At 34.7% G+C, this 20,247-nt stretch carries 24 protein-coding genes; 14 read left to right on the forward strand and 10 right to left on the reverse strand.

The genetic code is table 11. From position 1 onward, the window contains the following. Positions 1-328 precede the first annotated feature (328 nt). On the forward strand, positions 329-565 hold the full coding sequence (locus CLV90_RS00005) for a hypothetical protein (protein ID WP_133685483.1): 237 nt from the start codon (positions 329-331) through the stop codon (positions 563-565). 342 nt (positions 566-907) lie between these two features. On the opposite strand, the gene CLV90_RS00015 is transcribed toward CLV90_RS00005, so the two are convergent. The 6 genes from CLV90_RS00015 to CLV90_RS00040 all read right to left on the reverse strand — a co-directional run bounded on the left by CLV90_RS00015 (position 908) and on the right by CLV90_RS00040 (position 6,285). Next, positions 908-2,458 (reverse strand): NAD(P)/FAD-dependent oxidoreductase, encoded by a 1,551-nt coding sequence (locus CLV90_RS00015; RefSeq protein ID WP_133685485.1) that lies wholly within the window; start codon positions 2,456-2,458, stop codon positions 908-910. Positions 2,459-2,528: 70 nt separating this feature from the next. After that, entirely contained in the window at positions 2,529-3,140 is a 612-nt protein-coding gene (locus CLV90_RS00020) for an alpha-ketoglutarate-dependent dioxygenase AlkB family protein (RefSeq protein ID WP_133685486.1), read from the reverse strand. Between the two features lie 150 nt (positions 3,141-3,290). Continuing rightward, the gene (locus CLV90_RS00025; protein ID WP_133685487.1) at positions 3,291-3,761 is read right to left on the reverse strand and encodes a hypothetical protein; all 471 of its coding nucleotides are present in this window, start codon (positions 3,759-3,761) and stop codon (positions 3,291-3,293) included. 108 nt (positions 3,762-3,869) lie between these two features. Further along, positions 3,870-4,244 carry a hypothetical protein gene (locus tag CLV90_RS00030; RefSeq protein WP_133685488.1) on the reverse strand — a complete coding sequence of 125 codons (375 nt, stop codon included), beginning with the start codon at positions 4,242-4,244 and terminating at the stop codon, positions 3,870-3,872. 1 nt (position 4,245) lies between these two features. After that, the gene (locus CLV90_RS00035) at positions 4,246-5,718 is read right to left on the reverse strand and encodes a potassium/proton antiporter (protein ID WP_133685489.1); all 1,473 of its coding nucleotides are present in this window, start codon (positions 5,716-5,718) and stop codon (positions 4,246-4,248) included. Between the two features lie 123 nt (positions 5,719-5,841). Further along, a complete protein-coding gene (locus CLV90_RS00040) occupies positions 5,842-6,285 on the reverse strand; it encodes a hypothetical protein (RefSeq protein ID WP_133685490.1) in 444 nt (147 codons plus the stop codon). 89 nt (positions 6,286-6,374) lie between these two features. Here CLV90_RS00040 and CLV90_RS00045 point away from each other — a divergent pair, with 89 nt between their 5' ends. Both CLV90_RS00045 and CLV90_RS00050 read left to right on the forward strand, forming a co-directional pair. After that, entirely contained in the window at positions 6,375-6,671 is a 297-nt protein-coding gene (locus tag CLV90_RS00045; protein ID WP_243835229.1) for an ArsR/SmtB family transcription factor, read from the forward strand. Between the two features lie 53 nt (positions 6,672-6,724). Next, complete coding sequence (locus tag CLV90_RS00050) at positions 6,725-7,735, forward strand: LLM class flavin-dependent oxidoreductase (protein ID WP_133685491.1); 1,011 nt, start codon at positions 6,725-6,727, stop codon at positions 7,733-7,735. Positions 7,736-7,747: 12 nt separating this feature from the next. Here CLV90_RS00050 and CLV90_RS00055 read toward each other — a convergent pair whose 3' ends face one another. Both CLV90_RS00055 and CLV90_RS00060 read right to left on the reverse strand, forming a co-directional pair. Further along, positions 7,748-8,722 carry a carbon-nitrogen hydrolase family protein gene (locus tag CLV90_RS00055; RefSeq protein ID WP_133685492.1) on the reverse strand — a complete coding sequence of 325 codons (975 nt, stop codon included), beginning with the start codon at positions 8,720-8,722 and terminating at the stop codon, positions 7,748-7,750. 137 nt (positions 8,723-8,859) lie between these two features. Continuing rightward, complete coding sequence (locus CLV90_RS00060; protein WP_166638509.1) at positions 8,860-9,963, reverse strand: ligand-binding sensor domain-containing protein; 1,104 nt, start codon at positions 9,961-9,963, stop codon at positions 8,860-8,862. Between the two features lie 108 nt (positions 9,964-10,071). Between CLV90_RS00060 and CLV90_RS00065 the strand changes: the two genes are divergently transcribed. Further along, entirely contained in the window at positions 10,072-10,638 is a 567-nt protein-coding gene (locus tag CLV90_RS00065) for a peptidylprolyl isomerase (protein WP_133685494.1), read from the forward strand. Positions 10,639-11,019: 381 nt separating this feature from the next. Here the strand turns inward: CLV90_RS00065 and CLV90_RS00075 are convergent, their stop codons facing one another. Next, positions 11,020-11,232, reverse strand: coding sequence for a hypothetical protein (locus CLV90_RS00075; RefSeq protein ID WP_243835230.1), 213 nt, complete (start codon positions 11,230-11,232; stop codon positions 11,020-11,022). A gap of 390 nt (positions 11,233-11,622) precedes the next feature. On the opposite strand from CLV90_RS00075, the gene CLV90_RS00080 reads away from it, so the two are divergent. The 7 genes from CLV90_RS00080 to CLV90_RS00110 all read left to right on the forward strand — a co-directional run bounded on the left by CLV90_RS00080 (position 11,623) and on the right by CLV90_RS00110 (position 15,651). Then, positions 11,623-12,945, forward strand: coding sequence for a 2TM domain-containing protein (locus tag CLV90_RS00080; protein WP_133685496.1), 1,323 nt, complete (start codon positions 11,623-11,625; stop codon positions 12,943-12,945). A gap of 22 nt (positions 12,946-12,967) precedes the next feature. Continuing rightward, the gene (locus CLV90_RS00085; protein WP_133685497.1) at positions 12,968-13,420 is read left to right on the forward strand and encodes a pyridoxamine 5'-phosphate oxidase family protein; all 453 of its coding nucleotides are present in this window, start codon (positions 12,968-12,970) and stop codon (positions 13,418-13,420) included. A 142-nt stretch (positions 13,421-13,562) separates the two neighbouring features. Then, a complete protein-coding gene (locus CLV90_RS00090; protein WP_133685498.1) occupies positions 13,563-13,847 on the forward strand; it encodes a 2TM domain-containing protein in 285 nt (94 codons plus the stop codon). A gap of 18 nt (positions 13,848-13,865) precedes the next feature. Beyond that, on the forward strand, positions 13,866-14,156 hold the full coding sequence (locus CLV90_RS00095) for a 2TM domain-containing protein (protein ID WP_133685499.1): 291 nt from the start codon (positions 13,866-13,868) through the stop codon (positions 14,154-14,156). Continuing rightward, positions 14,147-14,485 carry a 2TM domain-containing protein gene (locus tag CLV90_RS00100; RefSeq protein ID WP_133685500.1) on the forward strand — a complete coding sequence of 113 codons (339 nt, stop codon included), beginning with the start codon at positions 14,147-14,149 and terminating at the stop codon, positions 14,483-14,485. The genes CLV90_RS00095 and CLV90_RS00100 overlap by 10 nt, the downstream gene beginning before the upstream one ends. Beyond that, positions 14,466-14,852: a 2TM domain-containing protein gene (locus tag CLV90_RS00105; RefSeq protein ID WP_133685501.1), complete on the forward strand. Its 387-nt coding sequence runs from the start codon at positions 14,466-14,468 to the stop codon at positions 14,850-14,852. The genes CLV90_RS00100 and CLV90_RS00105 overlap by 20 nt, the downstream gene beginning before the upstream one ends. Positions 14,853-14,886: 34 nt before the next feature. Beyond that, positions 14,887-15,651 (forward strand): LytR/AlgR family response regulator transcription factor, encoded by a 765-nt coding sequence (locus tag CLV90_RS00110; protein ID WP_133685502.1) that lies wholly within the window; start codon positions 14,887-14,889, stop codon positions 15,649-15,651. 24 nt (positions 15,652-15,675) lie between these two features. Here the strand turns inward: CLV90_RS00110 and CLV90_RS00115 are convergent, their stop codons facing one another. Further along, on the reverse strand, positions 15,676-16,881 hold the full coding sequence (locus CLV90_RS00115) for an LETM1-related biofilm-associated protein (RefSeq protein ID WP_133685503.1): 1,206 nt from the start codon (positions 16,879-16,881) through the stop codon (positions 15,676-15,678). Positions 16,882-17,082: 201 nt separating this feature from the next. Here CLV90_RS00115 and CLV90_RS00120 point away from each other — a divergent pair, with 201 nt between their 5' ends. From CLV90_RS00120 to CLV90_RS00130, 3 genes are all read left to right on the forward strand, one after another. Then, on the forward strand, positions 17,083-17,793 hold the full coding sequence (locus CLV90_RS00120) for a DUF4331 family protein (protein WP_133685504.1): 711 nt from the start codon (positions 17,083-17,085) through the stop codon (positions 17,791-17,793). A 21-nt stretch (positions 17,794-17,814) separates the two neighbouring features. Next, positions 17,815-18,576 carry a DUF4331 family protein gene (locus CLV90_RS00125; RefSeq protein WP_133685505.1) on the forward strand — a complete coding sequence of 254 codons (762 nt, stop codon included), beginning with the start codon at positions 17,815-17,817 and terminating at the stop codon, positions 18,574-18,576. Between the two features lie 130 nt (positions 18,577-18,706). Next, positions 18,707-19,984 (forward strand): tetratricopeptide repeat protein, encoded by a 1,278-nt coding sequence (locus CLV90_RS00130; RefSeq protein ID WP_133685506.1) that lies wholly within the window; start codon positions 18,707-18,709, stop codon positions 19,982-19,984. The last annotated feature ends 263 nt before the right edge of the window (positions 19,985-20,247 follow it).

A 20,247-nucleotide genomic window follows, 5' to 3' on the forward strand; every position in this document is an offset into this window, starting at 1 on the left:
AACAACCAACAACCAACAACCAACAACCAACAACCAACAACCAACAACCAACAACCAACAACCAACAACCAACAACCAACAACCAACAACCAACATCTATTTTCTCTTCTCTATATTCTTTCTTCTTTTTTTAATTTGAATTTAAACAAGATATCGTTTAACGACACTTAAAATCGCTAAGTTGTTTTTGGGGGTGATGTCGTTTATCGATGCGATTTTACACTTTACCCGAACTTGTGTCAAGTAACGATTATTAGGGGTTTTTCAGCGAATCACCACCCGGTAAAACAAGGTCTGCGGCGTTCTATTATTGTAACAAACGCAAGTCATGAAAACAATAATCGTAACAATCTTCATCATCTTTTTAAGCTTCACTGCTCAAGCACAAAACACTACTGAAGAAGTAAAGGTTGAAACAGTTGAAATGACAATCGTTACAGAAACCACTTACGAAATCAACTTAGAAGCGAAAACAGAAGTAGCTCGTTTATACAAATTCAAAAATTCTAGAATTAAAAGGGATTTGAACTTTTTGACTAAGGCTAACAAGCCTAAGATGGCTTAAATTTTAGTATTCAGTATTCAGTATTCAGTATTCAGTGTTCGGTTTTCAGTTGCTAGTTACAGTTTACAGTATTAAGTATTAGGTACAAAGTATAAAGTAGAAAAGAGAAAATAGAATAGAGAGGAAAGACTACTGGCAATAACAATTTTGCTTAGCAAAATTGTTATTTTCCAACAACCATCAACGGACAACCATCAACGGACAACCATCAACGGACAACCATCAACGGACAACCATCAACGGACAACCATCAACGGACAACCATCAACGGACAACCATCAACGGACAACCATCAACGGACAACCATCAACGGACAACCATCAACGGACAACCAACAACCAATTAAAGTCCCGCCATTGCAGCTTCGGCGCAGCGTTCGCCGTCCATAGCGGCAGAAACGATACCACCAGCATAGCCGCCACCTTCACCACATGGAAAAAGACCTTTTATAACCGGGTGTTCTAATTTTTCATTTCTTGGGATACTAACAGGTGATGAGGTTCTTGATTCTACACCGACAATATTTGCTTCCGCTGTATAATATCCGTGCATTTTATCACCGAAAGCTTTAAAACCTTGACGCAATCTACCACCAATAAGTTTTGGTAATAGGGAGTGCAGGGGAGCGGAGTTCAATCCTGGTTGATATGAAGTAGGGTTAAGGTCAACGGATAAGTTTCCTTCTACGAAATCAGTTAGTCGTTGTGCGGGGGCAGTTTGTGTTCTTCCACCAGAGGTAAAAGCTAAACGTTCCAAAGCCTTTTGATATTCTAATCCTTTAAGCGCTCCGAATTTCTCGTATTTAGGAATGTCTTTATCAACGTTTATTTCAACAACGATTCCTGAATTTGCATACAGGTTATTTCGTTTCGACGGAGACATTCCATTCACGACAACCTCACCAGGTGCAGTTGCTGCAGGAACTATGAATCCGCCAGGACACATACAAAAAGAGTACACTCCGCGTTCTTTCACTTGTTCCACCAAACTATAAGAAGCCGCAGGTAGCAACTCACTACGCTCACCAGAGCAATGATATTGAATACTATCTATAATATGTTGCGGATGCTCTACACGAACACCCATGGCAAATGATTTTGCTTCAAGTGCAATATCTTTTTTATGTAGCAAGTCGAAAATATCACGCGCGGAATGTCCCGTTGCCAAGATTACTCGCTCAACAGCCATTTCATCTTTTTGGTTTAAAACAATTGCTTTTAGCGTATTGTCTTTTATAACGAAATCTGTCACTTTAGTATTAAAGTGAATTTCACCACCATGGTGCTGAATTACTTCTCTAATATTCTGAACAATTTTGGGGAGTTTATTCGTCCCGATATGCGGATGGGCATCTACCAGAATCTGGTTGGTAGCACCATGAAAAACTAAGCTCTCGAAAATGCGACGTACATCTCCACGCTTAAGACTTCTGGTGTATAATTTACCGTCAGAATACGTGCCAGCACCACCTTCTCCAAAGCAATAGTTACTTTCTGGGTTTACTCGATGGTCTTGGTTGATGGCTTTTAAATCTCTTCTACGATCCTTTACATTATTACCTCGTTCAAGAACAATAGGTTTGTAACCCATTTCTAAACAACGTAATGCAGCCCACATACCAGCTGGTCCGAATCCTACAATATGGATTGGTTTTGCGTTCGATACATCTTTATATTTAAAATTTAGCGTATCGCTCGGGGCAGGTTCATTGATATAGATTGCCAGTTTGTAATTAAAGAAGATTTTAGGTTTACGAGCATCTATAGACTTTCTAAGCACTTTGATTTTAAAAGTACCATCTTCGAGACCTAGGTATTTTGCAGTACGAATTTCTAATCCGTTAGGTGTGCCTTCTTCTTTTAATGTTAACCGTAACTGTACATTTCTGACCATGCTGCAAAATTAAAGTAAAAATTATGATGAGCACGCTAGCCAATCAAAAATGCAGAGGAGAATTGTAGTTCTATTTTTCCACAATAGTTCTAAAAGTCAAATTAACCCTGGGATTCTTGCTTTTAGTTGTAGGCGGCAAGCGATGAAGCCAATTCGTTTGCGTCTCATCTTTCATAATCAATAAGCTGCCATGTTCTAAAACCAATTCTACTTTTTCTTTAGTTTCTTTATGTTTAAAAGCGAATTTACGTTCATCTCCAAAACTAAGGGAGGCAATGGCTCCGTTCTTCTTTAAGTCCTTTTCTCCATCACTATGCCAAGCCATACCTTCGCTACCATCATGATATAAGTTTAGCAGGCATGAGTTGAAGGATTCTCCCGTTTTTTGTTCTATTTTTTGTTTTAGTTCTAGCAATTCTAAAGTCCAAGGTAACGCCTGTTTTGTAGTATTAGAGTAGGTGTATTCGAATGGCTTTTCACCGTACCAAGCTACCTTACGTTTGGTAATAATCTTCTTTCCAAAGATGATAGCTTCATCATTCTTCCAAACAATATTATTGAGTAGTTTGTCCAAGTAATCCTCAGATTCCTGTTGGGTAAGTATTTTTCCGTAATAATTGACTGTTCCGCCCTGCGGAAGCAAATTTTTACTGTGGTCAACCTTTATATCAAATAATTTCATTTTCTAATACATAATGAAGTGCTTTTACAAGCTAATAAAATTTTCACGTTTTAAAAAACAAAAGCGAACAGCAAATCTTCTCTTGTTAGATAAGATATACTCTTCGCTTCGTTATTGAATTAAATTTTGGTAAAAAGTTTATTATTTATTTTAAAGTAAATTTTTAATCTCCTTGTTCCATTTTTCTATGGACTGAAATTCTCCACTTAATTGGTAGTTAACATCGGCGTTATAGAATTCAAAAACCGTGTCCGGCTCGTTTACCTTTCTAGAGAAAAGATTCAAAAGCAATCGCTCTGTAACTTTCTCTTTTCTTGCATACGATTTGCTGATGTTGGTAATTTCAGACGCTTTGATAGTAGATAAATCGGCATATTGCTGATTCAAAACTTCACCGGATTTTGAAACAAAGAATACGAACTTTTTCTGTGCATCAACACCTATGGCGTAGTGACCAAAAAATTCATGTTCCGTAATTTGACAATTATGTTTGTTAGTGATATCATTCAAAGATGACATCATTTCCTTTTCTTTCGTTTTTCTACTTCTGCTTGTTACAACAAAAGGCATTGCACAAAGTGCAACGGATGCTAAACCAATAGCGGCTATTCCTAATTCCATTTTGTAATTTTTTAAATATGATATATTTATTTCTGTATGATGTTTTAAGTAGCATCATATCAAATAGTTATATATGGTTATCAAAACGATAACCTTTAAAAAAATGGATTACCAGAAACTATGAAAAGGGAAGATGAGGTCAGACTTTCTATGTCTGATCAATAACGTATTCGCGTATAGTTGGTATTGCTTAAACCTTGCTACGAAACCTAATTCACTATAATTTATTTGTGAATTAAAACTTGTAAATGGCAGCTTGTAATTAGGTGATGATACTTCGGCAACATCAGAAACTGAAATTTCAGATTGCTGTGCATGCGGAGATAGGGTCTTTGTAGATTCTTTAAATAAAGATTGCTTGTTATTACTTTGGCTTATTACAACCTCATTAGAAAATAGTAACGTATTGGCAGAACTATATATACCGAAACAATAAATTGTAACGAGTAATAGAACTCTGAATATGTTATTCGTACTTTTCATATTATGCGCTAACGGCTTGGTCGAGAATTACATTAACTTCTTTCAAACTTTCTTCATTATCTAGTAGTAAAACTAGAATATCATCAGCTTCAATAATTGTTGACCCACCCGGACGTACAAATTTATTATTTCTCTTTATCATTACAATAAAAGCAGACATAGGAAAATGCAAATCTATAATACGTTTACCCACAGCATAACTATTAAAAGGTATAGAGACTTCTTCCATTTCTGATTTTGGTAAATTGAGAATATATCTATCGTTTTCTGCAATAGGTTTTACTTCATCTGGCAAAGCTACATTCAACCATTTTGCAAAAATAGAGAGCGTTGTTCCTTGAATTAGTACTGACGATACCGATATAAAGAATACGATACTAAAAATGATGTTCGCCTTGTCAATACCTGCCAATAGGGGATAGGTGGCAAATACAATTGGTACGGCACCACGCAAACCCACCCAAGAGATATAGAATCTTCTGCCCATTTTCATTTTAAAGAACATTAAGCTGAGAAAAATACTAACCGGTCTTGCAACAAGAATTAAGAATACTGAAATCAGTAATCCGATACCTAAATATGGGACAATTTGAGACGGAAAAACCAGTAATCCCAATGTAAGGAATAATACAATTTGCATGAGCCAAGCCATACCGTCGAACATCTTTAAAATGGTGGATTTATGAATTAAATCTTGATTGCCTAAATACACCGCACAGATGTAAATCGCTAAGAATCCGTTACCGCCAACAGCATCTGTTGCTGAAAATGTAATGAACATAAGCGCGATTACCAATACCGGATATAGACCTTCAAAACCCAGTTTAATTTTGTTGATGATGATCTCGCTCAATTTTCCGAATGCGAATCCGCCGATGCCACCTAAAATCATTTGCTGTAAAAACAGTGGAATAATAGATAGTACGCTTAGATCTTGATTTATTACTAGCGTTAAAAAAGCGAGCGTCAGCACATATGCCATGGGGTCATTACTACCGCTTTCTAGTTCTAAAGTAGGTCTAAGGTTGCTTTTTAATGCCAAGTTTTTTGAACGAAGTATAGAGAATACAGCAGCAGCATCTGTTGAAGAAACAATGGATCCCAGCAGCATACTTTCATAAATGGTAAAATCTGTTACATAGTATACAAATATTCCCAGAGTTAGCGCTGTAAGCAATACACCGAGAGTAGAAAGCATGATGCCTTCTTTCAAAATCGGTTTTACGGCTTTCCAGTTGGTATCTAATCCACCAGAAAAGAGAATAAAGTTTAAAGAAACGATACCGATAAATTGAGCAAGTTTAGGGTCATCAAATTTGATGCCTCCTATACCATCAGAACCTGCCAGCATACCAATAGCCAAGAAAAGTATTAAAGTAGGTACACCAAATTTATAAGATGTCTTACCAACTATAATACTGATAAACAGTAAAATAGAACCTACAAGAAGTATGTTTTCGATGGTAAGATTCATTGGTGGTTATTAGCTTAAATTTTGTAACTGTAAAGTTAATTTTTTTATCAAAAATTCAATGTAAATGTTAAGGTTTGGCACAATGTTAACATGTTTTACTAATACCCGAGTTTCATTGAAAATTTAATTAGTCTTTTTTACTAAAGCAGCTATGATATTTATGGGATATAGTAATTGGATAGATATTACCACAAGTACCGATAATGTAGTTATTACTTGCGTATCAAAATAATATTCAAGATTAAGAGAAGGATCATTTTGATTCAGTTCAGGTGACAAAAGCGGAATTAATAGAATAATTAGAAATCCGATAATTGTTACTATTGCGTGTAGTATGGTTAACCAATTAATTAATTTTTTTTTTAAGAAAAAGATTATCCAGTATCCTAAGCCTATAATTCCACAAACAATGGAAAGTAATGGACCTAAATTAAGCATTGTGACTACAAAATAGGTGTCATAAATATTGATAGCGATAGTTTCATTTGAGTCTATATAGCCAATTAAAAGTAAAACTGGAATAAGAACCCAGAATACTAAATGTGGTGATTGAGTGATTTTCTTCATTTTTCAAATGTAGTATTATTCTTAAGGTCAAGTTAATCATTATTAAGGTCTTCCTAATTTGTATTTTAAATTAATATTTATAAATACATTTGCATGTATCAATATATGAAAACATCATGGAGCTAAAACAAGTTGAGAAAATATCAAAAGCATTAAGTGATGTAAATCGTTTAAAATTATTGCAGTACATGCAAAAGAACCAAGGTAAGGTAGAGTGTACTAGAGCTTGTAATTTATTAGATTTAGCACAACCTTCTATTAGCCATCATATTAAGAAATTAGTAGAATCAGGATTGATAAATCAACATAAAATTGGTCGTAATTATAACTATTCACTGAATCATGAAGTGTGGGATAATTATATATTACGCTTGCAAAATCTGTAGTTTTTTTCAATAGATATATAGATACTTTTAAATATATAAATGAATTTAATAGTATGAAAAAAATAAAATATTCCATATTAGATTTAGCCATAGTATCTCAGGGTACTACATTGAAAGATACCTTTGATCATTCGGTAGCTTTGGCACAAGCTGCTGAAGAAGCTGGCTATACACGTTTTTGGTTGGCAGAGCATCACAATTCCGTCGCCATAGGTAGTAGTGCAACATCAATTTTAATAGGTAAGATAGCTGAAGAAACGAAAACCATACGTATAGGTTCTGGCGGAATAATGTTGCCTAATCATTCCCCTCTAATAATAGCAGAACAGTTTGGTACGTTAGGGATTCTATATCCTAACCGAATAGACTTAGGCTTGGGTCGCGCGCCAGGAACAGATCAGTTGACAGCACAGGCTATTCGGTCAGATTTTTACCAAGCGGCACAATCGTTCCCTCTAGAGGTTGAAAAAATACAACGCTACTTTTCGACGGAAAATGCCGATGCAAAAGTGCGTGCTACTTTGGCAGAAGGGGTAGAGGTACCTTTATATATTTTGGGCTCAAGTACCGATAGTGCACATTTAGCTGCTAAAAAAGGTTTGCCTTATGCATTTGCGAGCCACTTTGCTACAACACATTTAATGAATGCGTTGAAGATTTATCATAATGAATTTCAGCCATCTAAGGAATTAGAAAAACCTTATACTGCTGCGGGAGTGAACATCATTATTGCAGATACAGACGAAGAAGCAGAACGCATTTCTACTTCATTATATAAAATGATTATTGCGCTCTTGACGGGTAATAGAACCTTTATGCAACCACCTGTTGAGATGACAGATGATTTACGAGAATTAAGTCAGAACCCAGCTGTACAGCAAATGTTGAAATACTCTTTTATAGGTAGTAAAGAGACCGTTAAAAAACAAGTACAGCAATTTATAGCAGATACTCAAGTAGATGAGCTTATCGCTGTTACCAATATTTATGACGGACAAGATCGTATAAAATCTTATCAATTGTTTGCAGAGATTATGAAAGAATTGAATGGAGAGAACAGTTAAGTTCTCTCCATTTTAATCATTTATCTCAACGGTAGACTGCCGTTCTCTATTAACAGTAAGCTTTGTAACATCTGGTCTAGAATAATGCCCAACAGAATCAAAGTTTTGACGTTCTTCTAGTACTCGGTTAAAATCTATGGTTGCTGTTATAATGCCTTCCTTATCAATAACTGGGGGCAAAATCCATTCTCCATCAGGTCCAGCTATACAAGAACCACCATTTGCTAAAGTATCAGGACAGTTTTCAAGAATAGTATCTAAATGCGGTGTATCTGTCGGAAAATCTGCCTTGCTCATCAAGCTAGAAACAGAAACTACATAGGATCTTGATTCCCTTGCAATAAATCGTGTAATATCAGCAGTATTATAATCGGATCCGGGCCATACGGCAATATGCAAATCTTCTCCCAAACCATATAAAGCAGTGCGTGGAAGAGGCATCCAATTTTCCCAACAATTGAGTCCGCCAACGGTAAAGTTTTTCAATTCGTGAACTCGCAATCCGTTACCATCACCAGGTGCCCATGTTAATCGTTCTTCATAAGTTGGCTGTAATTTTCTATGCACAGACTTAATTTCGCCATCACTATTTATATAAACTAACGAACAGTAAATACTGTGTCCGCCTCTGTTTTTTGCTCGTTCCATCAACCCTAAGTAGATGGCAATTTTATGTTGTTTTGCAAGTGCACAAATTTCATCTAATTCTCCCGCTTCAATTTGAATTGAATTTTTGATGTAATGGGCATGAATTTCTTTTTGAATTTTAGAATCGAATTTTGCACCATCGGTCATAGAAACCCAAAAAGGATAGCCCGGTAATAACGCTTCACCAAAAACCACCAGCTCACAACCATCATTGCTTGCTTTTATAATGTATTCTTTGATTTTATTAATTGTAGCGTCTTTATTTAACCAAACCGGAGAAATTTGAGCCATACCTATTTTAAGGTTATTTTGATCGGGAGTGTCTATAATTTTGGACATTGTTGAATAGGGTTTTTATAATATAATTTTGAAATAATTTTTTGTCAAGAGAATTCTGTTTATTGAATATATGGTAAAGATCAACTTTAATATAAAATATGTAAATACCTGTTTTGTATGTTGTTATGTTTTGTAGTCTATTCTTTTAAAATACCATTTTGGCTTACACTATAAAAAGAAGTTCCGTTAAAACGGAACAATCCCATATAGCCGCCCAGCCAAATTCTCCCTTCATTATCTTCAAATATACATTGTATGGCACCACTTTTAAGTCCGTCGTTTTCGTTGAAATTTATGGCAGTTACGCCATCGTAGCGATAGACGCCAAAACTTTCGATCGGAAACCAAATTTGACCAGCTGTATCTTCAAATAGGCTCCACACTTCGGTACTATTCTCTCTTTCTTTTGTAGCAATTTTAGTGAAAGATTTTCCATCCCAAAAACAAACTCCTGCGTAGTGGGTGGCAAACCAAATATTGCCATTTTTATCCTCTAAAATATCATTGACCGCATTATCACATAATCCATCTTTTTCTGAAAGATTTACTAATGATTTTCCATCGAAATAATAAGCACCGGCATTAGTTGCAAACCACATGGTACCTTTGCTGTCTTCCATAATACTATGAATAATTTTAGCACTAGTAACGCCTCTGTTGTAATCTGGTTGGGCTTCCGGTACAGTAAACGAAGAAAATTTTTGCCCATCAAATAAATTGATTCCTTCCAAGCTACCTATCCAAATTATGCCCTTACTATCTATAAAAAGACTCCAAATATTATCATTGTTCAGTCCGTCTTTTTCTGTGAAATTTACAAAAGAACTTCCATCGTATTTCGTTAATCCGCGTTCAGTACCGAACCAAATATTACCATCATTATCTTCTATAATTCCCCTAACGGCAATGCCACCAAAACCCTCATTGACAGAAAAATAGTCAAGAGTAGTGCCGTTATACCTTGCAACGCCGTCTCCGTTGGTGCCAAACCATAGATTTCCGCTTTTATCTTGAAATATTCTACGAACAAATTGGCTTATAGGTATATCAATTTCGGGTTGTAAAAAAGGACTTTGATATTCATTTTTAGGTGATTTCGTTTTTTGTAATGGAATATCTTTCAATGAAGTTCTTGAGTTCTTTTCTGTTTGTTGACCATTACAAGAAATGTTAATGACTGAAAATAGCACTACAAAAAATGAAAGTAAACCTCTGCAATACTGTTGTTTATTTAAGAACATCTTCATCGTTTTATATGAAATTAACCATTTCTTAGCTGACGGTAATTTAAGTACAAATTTTTTTACATCAATTTTTACTACTTTAACTGTCTACAAAAGTATGGCTAGATGAAATTTTTAAAGTATGTATGGGTATTTGTATTGTTTACAGCTTGTAAGTCATACGAAATAGGAAAAATTGACACTCAGAAGGGAGAAATTTTGGTTTGGTTGCATGATGAAACTCCGAATCATAAAGCAAGTTTTATAGAGTTGGCAAATACTGGCTATTGGGATTCGTTGACTTTTAATAGGGTGATTCCTGATTTTGTAGCACAAGGTGGTTGCCCAGATACTCCCGAAGGGTTTAATGATCCCGAGTATTTATTAGCTCCAGAATTTGATTCTAAACTAACACATACATATGGGGCAGTAGGAGCAGGGCGCGATGGTAATTCAGAAAAATTATCGGCACGTTGTCAGTTTTATATTGTACAAAATAAAGATGGTCTACATCGTTTAGATGGTGATTATACTATTTTTGGTAATGTTCTAAAAGGGATGAATGTAGTTGACGAATTAGTAGGTGTGCCAAAAGATTCTACCGATACACCGTTGACTCCTTTGCCATTAGATATTTCAATAGTAAAGATTTCTGCGAAAAGGTTAAAAGAACTACAACAGAAAAGTAAATAATATACGGTGGCTTGTCTTTTAAGCTTTAGCGTTGAACAAAGCTATTGTTTATTGCCCGCCGGAAAGTCAATTATTGAGTGACTTTAAGGAACTGGAACAAGACTTTTTATGGGAGGTTTTGTTGTAAAACGTTATTTTTCGCCCTGTAGAATCTTCAACAGGCTTTTAGGGTTCTGTCGATTGTGATACTAAAATTACCTAGAGAAGCAACTCTAACATCTTTAAAATCGATAGATTTATTTATTAGTGGTGATTTTGCTATTTGTTTAGTGCGGTCAGAAACCAAGCGAACCAATTTTTTTGAATATCTGGTTGATGTATTTCTTTTAACCCAATATTCAAGTATTCCAAAAAATTGAATATCCGCTGTTTTTGTCCAGATTACATTGCGTTTAGCCATTCAAGATTTCGTTTGTCCATTTCATTTTGCGAAATCAATAGTCCATTTGCGATATCGTCCTCACTCATTTGCAACATTTGTTTTTGCTCATCAGATAATTCAACTATTTCGGTTTCTGAAGAACTTGAAGAAATAATCTTGTCAAGAGCCGCCAAAAATTCCTTATTTCGTATGGATAAGATTTTATCTATCAATCCATTCCTTATTTTATCTACTGTTGCCATAATACTTCACTTTATGAAAATATCTTAAAAATTGACGAGAGAGCATAATGTTTTTAAAACAAACGAATATGTATACAATTACACATATCCACATTTTAAAAACCCTAATCTAAAGTATTAAAAATATTTAAAAAAGTATTTGTGCCAATTTGATAATGCAGTATTGGAGGCTGATAGTTTGAGTCTTACCAAAATACAGTTCAGCTACCAGATATAACAATTGAGAGCATAACATTTGATTAAAACTACAAAAACTCTCAAGTTTGCTTTCTAATAGGGTATTTATAGAAAGAATTATAGTTCTGAAAGTAAATCCCTAATTTTAATGAATTAAAAGCAGAATAGTAAGGCTTTAAGCGCATGGGTAGTTTTTTAAAAGTTTTAAGGGCAAGTATCATTATAACATTAGTTATGGTGATTTTTAACATACTATTTTCTGATTTTGAGAATATAACTCTGAACAGAGTCTTACAATTTGCGGGGATAAGCTTTATATATTCTTTTGTACTTACATGCGTAAATGCCTATTACAACGACTTTATATCAAATATTTATAGCTGGGAAAAGCAGACGCAGAAACGGTTATGGTATGGGGCTATAGGTTCTGTAGTGTTGACTGTTTTGGCATTTGGTGTGGTAAGGTGGTTTGTCGAAGTTGTACTGTTCAGCGCAAGTTTTGACCATTTTATAGCAAACGAGAAATTAGAATATTACATCAGTGCTTTAGCCATTACACTGGTAGTTTCGTTGTTTTTACATGCATTCTACTTCTACAAAGCATTACAAGATACCAAGGTAAAAGAACAGAAAATTATAGCAGGTTCGGCATCTGCAAAGTTTGATGCTTTAAAAAATCAGCTAGATCCGCATTTTCTATTCAATAGTTTAAACGTATTAACAAGCCTTATAGAAGAGGATCCTATGCAGGCGCAAAAATTTACTACTTCGCTATCAAAAGTATATAGATATGTGTTAGAGCAGAAGAGTAAGAATCTTATTTCGGTAGATGAAGAATTAAAGTTTGCTAGAACCTACGTTCGTCTTTTAAAAATGCGTTTCGAAGATAGTATTGTATTTGAAATTCCGGATGCGGCTACCAATCCAGAAGCTAAAATAGTGCCCTTATCGCTTCAATTATTATTAGAGAATGCGGTGAAGCATAATGTGGTAACGTCCTCAAAACCATTACATATAAGAATTTATGAAGAAGATGACTATTTATATGTCGTTAATAATCTTCAAGAAAAACAGGTGGTTAAGAAGAGTAGTGGTGTGGGACTGCAGAATATACGTCAGCGTTATGCCATTCTCACGAAAAAGGAAATGCAAATATTTAAAACAAATAAGGAATTTAAAGTGCGCCTACCGATGTTAATGAACGAAATTTCGTTTAGAGAAACACAAGATTCTCATATCAGTGCCAAGCGCTACGAGAAGGCTAAAGAGCGTGTAGAGCTTATTAAAGGCTTCTATGGTAACTTGACCTCATATTGTATTGTAATACCGGTACTTGCCTTTATAAACTATAGAACTACCAGTTTTGTCTGGGTTATTTTCCCTGCCATTGGTTGGGGTATTGGTTTACTGGCTCATGGCTTAAAGGCCTATGGATTAAATCCGTTATTTGGTAGTAACTGGGAAGAAAGAAAAATTAAGGAACTCATGGAGAAAGATAATTTCTAAATGAATTTTAAAACATTACACTATGAAGCTAACAAAAGAGATAAAAGCGGCTATAGACGATAGTGTATTGTGTTGGCTGGCAACATCTTCTGCCGATAACATGCCCAATGTATCACCCAAAGAGATATTCTGTTATTTTGAAGACGATACTATTATAGTAGCAAATATAGCTTCGCCACAAACCGTTAAAAATATAAGAGCGAATAAAAATGTGTGTATCAGTTTTATAGACATTTTAAAGCAGAAAGGATTCCAGTTGAAAGGTATTGCCGAGATTATAGAGAAATCATCCAAAGACTTCTCAAGAATGGAAAAAGTACTACTATACCTTACTGAAGGTAAGTTTCCATTTGCTACAATTACCAAGATTATAATCACTAGTACAAAGCCTATTATAGCACCAAAATATTTGCTGTATCCTAATACTACAGAGGAACAACAGATAGAGAGTGCAAAGAATTTGTACGGATTTTAAAGGTTTTAATACCTATAAGCATCACATTTTACAATTCAGTCATTAAAAATTACAACTGGGTATTTCATTTTTTAAAAACCTGGGTTATCTACCGAAATTTGAAGTATAGTAATCAAATAACAATAACCTAAAACATATAAAGATGGAATCAGCCTTCACAAACGACAAGAATTACAAGTATCAAAAGGCAAAAGAAAAAGTAGAAGCAATAAAGGGCTTTTATGGCAATTTATTGGCATACTGCATCGTAATTCCGATTTTGGCATATATCAATTATAACACTACAAATTTTCCGTGGGCAATTTTTCCCGCACTAGGTTGGGGATTCGGAGTAATCATGAACGGACTTTATGCCTACGGATACAATCCTCTTTTTGGTAAGAACTGGGAAGAGAGAAAAATCAAAGAATTCATGCAAGAATCATAACCTATTAAACTGAAGATCATGGAAAATACAAAATATCAAAAAGCAAAATTAAGAATAGAAGAAATCAAAGAATTTTATGGCAAAGTAGCCTCGGCTGTTGTAACCATAATACTTGTAGCCGCATTAAATTATTATTTAAACGAATGGGAATATGCTTGGTTTCTTTGGGTAGTATTCGGATTAAGCATTAGCCTGTTTTTTAAAGCAAATAAAATCTTTAACTTGAATCCGTTTATGAATCGCGATTGGGAAGAAAGAAAATTACAAGAGTTTTTACAACAAGAAGAAAATAAACAAAGATGGAACTAAACGAATTTGAACAATCAGATAAATTAGCGAGAGCCCAAAAGAAGGTGAAAGAATTGAAAGGGTTTTATATTCACTTACTTGTATATGTACTTGTAAATCTATTTCTTATGACCGTTACAATAATGGGTATAATGTCTAGCGGAGCTTCATTTTCAGAGGCACTATTTAACTTCGGTACATTTTCTACCCCGTTTTTCTGGGGAATAGGTTTGGCGTTTCATGCAGCTAAAGTATTTGGGTATAGTCCTTTTTTTAGTAAAGATTGGGAACAGCGCCAGATCAGTAAGTATGTAGAGCAGGATAAAAAGGATGCTGAAAAATTTAGATAATATGAATACTGAACGCACAAATAATAATCTTGTAAATGAAGAATTTAGTAGGTTGTCTAAATATGAGAGAGCAAAAGCAAAAGTGGCCAGTATAAAGAGTTTCTATAACCACGCACTAGTTTTTCTACTAATAAATGGCATTTTGTACTTCTTGAGACATAAGTTCGTTTTCATTTTAGTGAATAAAAATGCATTGGGTAATCCTGATTTTTTAGATTGGATAAACTGGAATGTCTTCGGCACCACCATTGTATGGGGATTCGCTCTTGCAATTCATGCACTTATTGTTTTTGGAAATATTACAGGGTATATGAAGAGATGGGAAGAGCGTCAAATTCAGAAATACATAAACTCAAATCAAGACTAGGCACATTATTTTATAAAAACCATAAATCCAGACCATGAAGACCATTATAATCGAAGATGAAAAACCTGCAGCACGTAGGTTGGGTAGAATGTTAGAAAGTTTAGATTTGACCGTTACGACCATGCTACATTCGGTAGAGGAGTCAATCAATTGGTTTCAAAACAATGAGCACCCAGATTTAATATTCTTGGATATTCAATTATCTGACGGACTCTCATTCGAAATTTTCGATGTAATTGAAGTACACAGTGCCATTATATTTACAACTGCTTTTGATGAGTACGCGCTTAAAGCTTTTAAATTAAATAGCATCGATTATATACTAAAACCGATAGACGATGAAGATTTAGAGCAAGCGGTTGCTAAATATAGAAAGCTGTTTAAATCTGCAAGTGAGCCAAGTAAAATTGCTTTAGATTTTGAAGACATTAAAAAGCTATTGGTCAATCCGCTTGAGCGGGAATATAAAAAGCGATTTACCGCAAAGGTAGGTCAACATTTAAAAATTATAAACGCAGAAGATGTAGAATGCTTTTACAGCGAAAACAAAGGAACTTATGCAGCTACGAAAGACGGTCGTAATTATTTACTCGATACAACATTAGAGCAGTTAGAAGATGAACTAAAACCACAGGTGTTTTTTAGGGTCAGCAGAAAGTTCTTTGTGAATATAGACCATATAAAAGATATTGTTTCGTATACGAATTCGAGATTACAGATCAAGCTAAAAAACAATCCCGATAATGAAATAATAGTGAGTAGAGAAAAGGTAAAAGACTTTAAGCTCTGGTTAGAATAGAAATTTTAAATTATTGATAATAAGCTATTTACGATATAGATCTTCTTCCTCATCAATTCTATTTTCATCAAATGCCGATGGTAATAACTTTGGGATCAGCTTAATAAATATAGGAAGCAAAATTGCACCACCAGGCAGAATAAATATAGCTAAAGAGGGGATGCTTTTAAAAATATCTAAAAGTTGATTTTGAACCTTCCTCTTTTCTTCATTGTTTAAATCTCTCATAGTAGATTTAGATAACAACGCAACCAATTCAGCACTTTGAGAGAGTTCTTTATGTAATCTTTTGCTATTACGTAAAATCAGTTTCTTAACAATCTTACCCATACTATCGTAAAACTGTTTTGCTAAATTCTTTTCCTTTAAATAAGGTATAACATCCATATTCAATTTAAAGAACTGTGTAACATCTGTAATCGATGTTGCTATAATGGTTTTTTCAAAACCAAGATCTTTTCCTATTCCTAATATGAAATCAGACTCGGTATAATCTAAAGAATGGTCTTCCCATACCGTTAGGCACGCCATATCTAGTAAATATCGATTCTCCCAATTTTCTTTATTATTCAATAGTCTCTCGCGATAAGAACCATCAAAACTGTTTTCAGCACAACTGATATAGGTTAACGAAGACGCTAGTAATTGAGAAAGTTTGTTGTCTTTTCTATCTATCTCTTTAGAGCTTAATGCATGGTAGGTAATGTTAATAGCTAAGTATTCAATTTCTTCAGCCTTTTCTTTTAGGGCGGTATGACCATTTAAGAAGTGCTTAAAAAGTAATACATCAATAAATAATAGCGAATTAGTGATAAGGCTGTTAAAAGTCTTACTTATAATATTGTCTTCGATATAAATTCTCGAAGTCATTAATTTTTCAAGCTTCGCAGATGTTTTGCTTCCGGTGAACCATTTATCAAAAAAACCTGAGCGACTAATATTCAGTATTCCGTAGAACTCAAAAACTTGTTCTATAAAGGTATTATAGTCATCACCACCTTTTATGCGGTAAGTGAAGTATAGTGCATGCAGTAAATTAATTTTTGCTTTCTCGTCTTCAGATAGGCTATGCTCTAATTCTATAAATTCTGGAATACTGGAATTTAATCCATATACGAATCCGCTTATTTTAAGCGTGCCGTATAAAGCTTCAAAATTGGGGAAAGCATTTTGGTGTTTTTGAACAACCGAACCATATTTCTCGATCCAACCAGAGGAAGACGGGTTCATATCTTAATTATTTAAAGGTGCGAAGTTAGCTAATTATTAGTTTACACTTATTTATAAATAGTTACTTCTATACTATTATAAGGTTTTTATGTAGTTCTGAATTTGCGCTTCAAAATTTATTTTAATTTTTTTTAAGAAAAAAATGAACCTTTCATTTTTAGTCTCGTAAGTAAGGGTGATTCTAATCTAAAAAAAAAGATAATGAAAAAATCAAAATTATTTATGGGACTTGGGGCTTTAGCCTTAGTAGGGGGTCTTTTAGTGGCAGCAGATCACATTGATGCGCCAAACGCTATGGGAACCTCGGCAGATATTGCCGATTTTTACGCTTTTGAACCAACAGAAGGTTCAGACAATACCGTTTTTGCGGTAGATCTTCAATCTAATGTACTGCCAGATTTGGCTTATGGTACATTTGATGAAAATGTATTATTAGAAATTAATATCGACACCAATAATGATTTGGTAGAAGATTTAGTAATACAAGCCATACCAAGAGATGGTAAAATGTATTTCTTTGGTCCGGTTGCACCAAGTGAAACAGGCTTAAATGGTGCCATTATGGTAGATGCTCCATTAGGATCGGTAGATATTTCTGCTGAAACTGCTATTGTAGAGACTACGGCAAACGGAGTTTCTTTATTCGCAGGTCCGAGACAAGATGCTTTTTTCTTTGATTTCTTTCAATTTAATGAAGTTATTGGTGGTACGGCTCCTTTAGGTTTTAAACCAGCAGGTGATCCTAATACAACTGACGACGATGATGATACCGCTGTTGATACTTTCGATGGTGCAAATACAATGTCTATAGTAGTTGAGTTACCTAACAGTCTTTTAGGTGCTACAACAGGTCAAAATGCACTTGGTTTAGAAGTGTACAAAACATGGGTAACTACAAACGCAAAACAATAATAACCTCTTAAAAATATAACGATGAAATATAAAAATATAAAATATACGTTTTTGTCTCTTTTGGCAGTAGCAGCATTGGCTTCTTGTAGCGATGATGATGACAACACACCCATAGTAATTACACCAACATGTGATGATGGTATTATGAACGGTGATGAAACAGGAGTTGATTGTGGCGGTACTTGTACACCATGTGAAGAGGCAATGGCGCCAGATTTTACAGGTACGTACGCACAAGTTGATTTTATGGGTAGACCGGGTATTAATACGGTATTAAGTGCAGATGGTACTATTAAAGATGCACACAACGTATCTATACCTTCAGAAATGGCAGCAACTTTTCAAGCAGATTTTGAAGCGAGATTAGAAGCGTATCATGATGTGTATGCAAACATTTTAGGCGCTGATCCAGCTGCTGTAAATTATGAGAACAATATTCTTGGTTTAGATGCACCAACATTAACAGGTTATTTGGCTGCCGATGTTTTAGAGGTAGCACCAAACTTACCTACAACATATTTTAACCCAGGTACAGATTTCGATAACGATGGTAGAATTTTGGTTCCAGATGGTGATGAAGTTGCATTGACAGGTAGATTGCCACAAGATGATGTTATTGATGTTTCATTAATATTATTATTCGGTGGTATGGAAGGTGATCGTTTTAGCGGTCAAGATACCGATGGTGATGGTATGGCAGATTTACCAAGATTAACCTCAGATGGCGTTGGGCAAACCGCTACTGTAGGTACTACGTTCCCATACTTGGGAGCACCTGAATAAAAAGTTGCCTTCACCTTATCTATTTATAGTGGTAGATAAGACTGGCACAACCCTAAATTGTTTATGAAAAAGAAGGGGAAGGGGAGTTGAAAAACTCCCCTATTTTAAACAATCCACAAAAATCAACCTTATGAAATTAATACAGCTTTTAATAGTAATGATACTGGTATCATCATGTGGTACCAAAAATCAGGACGAGATTGCACATAAAAAAGATTACGACAAATTTTTAGTTTCCAACGAGATTAAAACCACATCAAAGTATTTTAACCTGTGGAATTCAAAAATTAGACCAGACAGCATGCAACTAACCAGTTTTGGTATTGTAGGCGGTGAGTACAATAGATACTTTCAGCAAACTGGCGATATTGAATTTTTAAAGAAAGCAGAAAAGAGTTTAAAAAAGGCAGTTGATATTGCAAATATCGGGAAGCCTGGTTTTTATAGATCTCTTGCTAGAAATTATATATCTCAACACCGCTTTAAAGAAGCTTTGCAATTAGCAGATTCAGCAGCGGCAATTGGCGGAGATAAAAATGAGACCCATAGCTTGTATTTCGATGTGCATATGGAGCTTGGTAATTACACTTTGGCAGAGCAGTACTTAGATAGCTTAAAGAATATGTCTGATTTCGGCTATATGATTCGCATTGCAAAATGGAACGATTATAAAGGAGATTTAGATACGACCATAAATTTTATGGAAAAGGCTAAATCAAAAGCCGAATTGGCTAAGAATAAAGACTTAATGCTATGGAGTTATACCAATTTAGCAGATTATTATGGTCATGCAGGTAGAATTGAAGATTCGTACCAGCAATATTTGAAAGCATTAGCGATTGATCCTAATAATGCATATGCAAAAAAAGGAATTGCATGGATCGTTTTTTCAAACGATAAAAACTCTGAAGAGGCTATACGCATATTAGACTCTGTGACGAAGACTTATAATGCTCCAGATTATTTCTTATTTAAAGCAGAAATTGCGGACTACATGGGTGACGACATGGTAAGAACCAAAAATTTAGACGAGTATTTTACCCGTGTAAAGAATGCAGCTTATGGCGATATGTATAATGCATATAACCTAGGGTTGTATATAGGGGAGACCAAACAATATGATAGTGCTTTATTATTGGCACAGCGCGAAGTAGCTAATAGACCAACGCCAGAATCGTACAGCTGGTTAGGGTATAGTCTATTAAAAAACGGAGATAAAGAAAAGGCGATGGATGTTATGGATACCTATGTATATGGTAAAACTTTTGAGCCTGCTTTACTATTTCAAGCAGCAGAGGTATATAAGGCAAATGGCAAAAGTGACAGAGTTATAGAATTAAAAGAAGAATTAATGGCGGCCATTTATGAATTAGGCCCTAATATGGAAAAGCAAGTCCATGATCTGTAATTGATTGCCCAATTATTTTCATTTCTGGTTTGTTTTAGGTTGGATTGTTTTTTTTCAACGCCACGATGTAAAGTCGTGGCGTTGTTATTATTACGTATTTCATCGAAAATTTAGTTTTTTTTAACAGGCGTATAGATGAAATGTATATATTTATCGACCAAATGCATTTAAAATGCCCCAGCATCTTAAATAACAAACTAAAAGTAACCACGTAAACTAAATTGTATTATGGAATACCTACTCTTTACAATATGGATAAGCTT

The organism is Maribacter spongiicola (genome assembly GCF_004364165.1).
Classification (GTDB): domain Bacteria; phylum Bacteroidota; class Bacteroidia; order Flavobacteriales; family Flavobacteriaceae; genus Maribacter; species Maribacter spongiicola.

Excerpts from the sequence above, each read along its gene's own strand:
- CLV90_RS00040 (WP_133685490.1), bottom strand. The coding sequence starts at position 6,285 with ATGAAGAAAATCACTCAATCACCACATTTAGTATTCTGGGTTCTTATT.
- CLV90_RS00035 (WP_133685489.1), bottom strand. The coding sequence starts at position 5,718 with ATGAATCTTACCATCGAAAACATACTTCTTGTAGGTTCTATTTTACTG.
- CLV90_RS00115 (WP_133685503.1), bottom strand. The coding sequence starts at position 16,881 with ATGAACCCGTCTTCCTCTGGTTGGATCGAGAAATATGGTTCGGTTGTT.
- CLV90_RS00130 (WP_133685506.1), top strand. The coding sequence starts at position 18,707 with ATGAAATTAATACAGCTTTTAATAGTAATGATACTGGTATCATCATGT.
- CLV90_RS00015 (WP_133685485.1), bottom strand. The coding sequence starts at position 2,458 with ATGGTCAGAAATGTACAGTTACGGTTAACATTAAAAGAAGAAGGCACA.
- CLV90_RS00050 (WP_133685491.1), top strand. The coding sequence starts at position 6,725 with ATGAAAAAAATAAAATATTCCATATTAGATTTAGCCATAGTATCTCAG.
- CLV90_RS00080 (WP_133685496.1), top strand. The coding sequence starts at position 11,623 with ATGGGTAGTTTTTTAAAAGTTTTAAGGGCAAGTATCATTATAACATTA.
- CLV90_RS00110 (WP_133685502.1), top strand. The coding sequence starts at position 14,887 with ATGAAGACCATTATAATCGAAGATGAAAAACCTGCAGCACGTAGGTTG.
- CLV90_RS00025 (WP_133685487.1), bottom strand. The coding sequence starts at position 3,761 with ATGGAATTAGGAATAGCCGCTATTGGTTTAGCATCCGTTGCACTTTGT.
- CLV90_RS00085 (WP_133685497.1), top strand. The coding sequence starts at position 12,968 with ATGAAGCTAACAAAAGAGATAAAAGCGGCTATAGACGATAGTGTATTG.
- CLV90_RS00090 (WP_133685498.1), top strand. The coding sequence starts at position 13,563 with ATGGAATCAGCCTTCACAAACGACAAGAATTACAAGTATCAAAAGGCA.
- CLV90_RS00095 (WP_133685499.1), top strand. The coding sequence starts at position 13,866 with ATGGAAAATACAAAATATCAAAAAGCAAAATTAAGAATAGAAGAAATC.
- CLV90_RS00030 (WP_133685488.1), bottom strand. The coding sequence starts at position 4,244 with ATGAAAAGTACGAATAACATATTCAGAGTTCTATTACTCGTTACAATT.
- CLV90_RS00020 (WP_133685486.1), bottom strand. The coding sequence starts at position 3,140 with ATGAAATTATTTGATATAAAGGTTGACCACAGTAAAAATTTGCTTCCG.
- CLV90_RS00125 (WP_133685505.1), top strand. The coding sequence starts at position 17,815 with ATGAAATATAAAAATATAAAATATACGTTTTTGTCTCTTTTGGCAGTA.
- CLV90_RS00055 (WP_133685492.1), bottom strand. The coding sequence starts at position 8,722 with ATGTCCAAAATTATAGACACTCCCGATCAAAATAACCTTAAAATAGGT.
- CLV90_RS00065 (WP_133685494.1), top strand. The coding sequence starts at position 10,072 with ATGAAATTTTTAAAGTATGTATGGGTATTTGTATTGTTTACAGCTTGT.
- CLV90_RS00120 (WP_133685504.1), top strand. The coding sequence starts at position 17,083 with ATGAAAAAATCAAAATTATTTATGGGACTTGGGGCTTTAGCCTTAGTA.
- CLV90_RS00060 (WP_166638509.1), bottom strand. The coding sequence starts at position 9,963 with ATGTTCTTAAATAAACAACAGTATTGCAGAGGTTTACTTTCATTTTTT.
- CLV90_RS00005 (WP_133685483.1), top strand. The coding sequence starts at position 329 with ATGAAAACAATAATCGTAACAATCTTCATCATCTTTTTAAGCTTCACT.
- CLV90_RS00100 (WP_133685500.1), top strand. The coding sequence starts at position 14,147 with ATGGAACTAAACGAATTTGAACAATCAGATAAATTAGCGAGAGCCCAA.
- CLV90_RS00105 (WP_133685501.1), top strand. The coding sequence starts at position 14,466 with ATGCTGAAAAATTTAGATAATATGAATACTGAACGCACAAATAATAAT.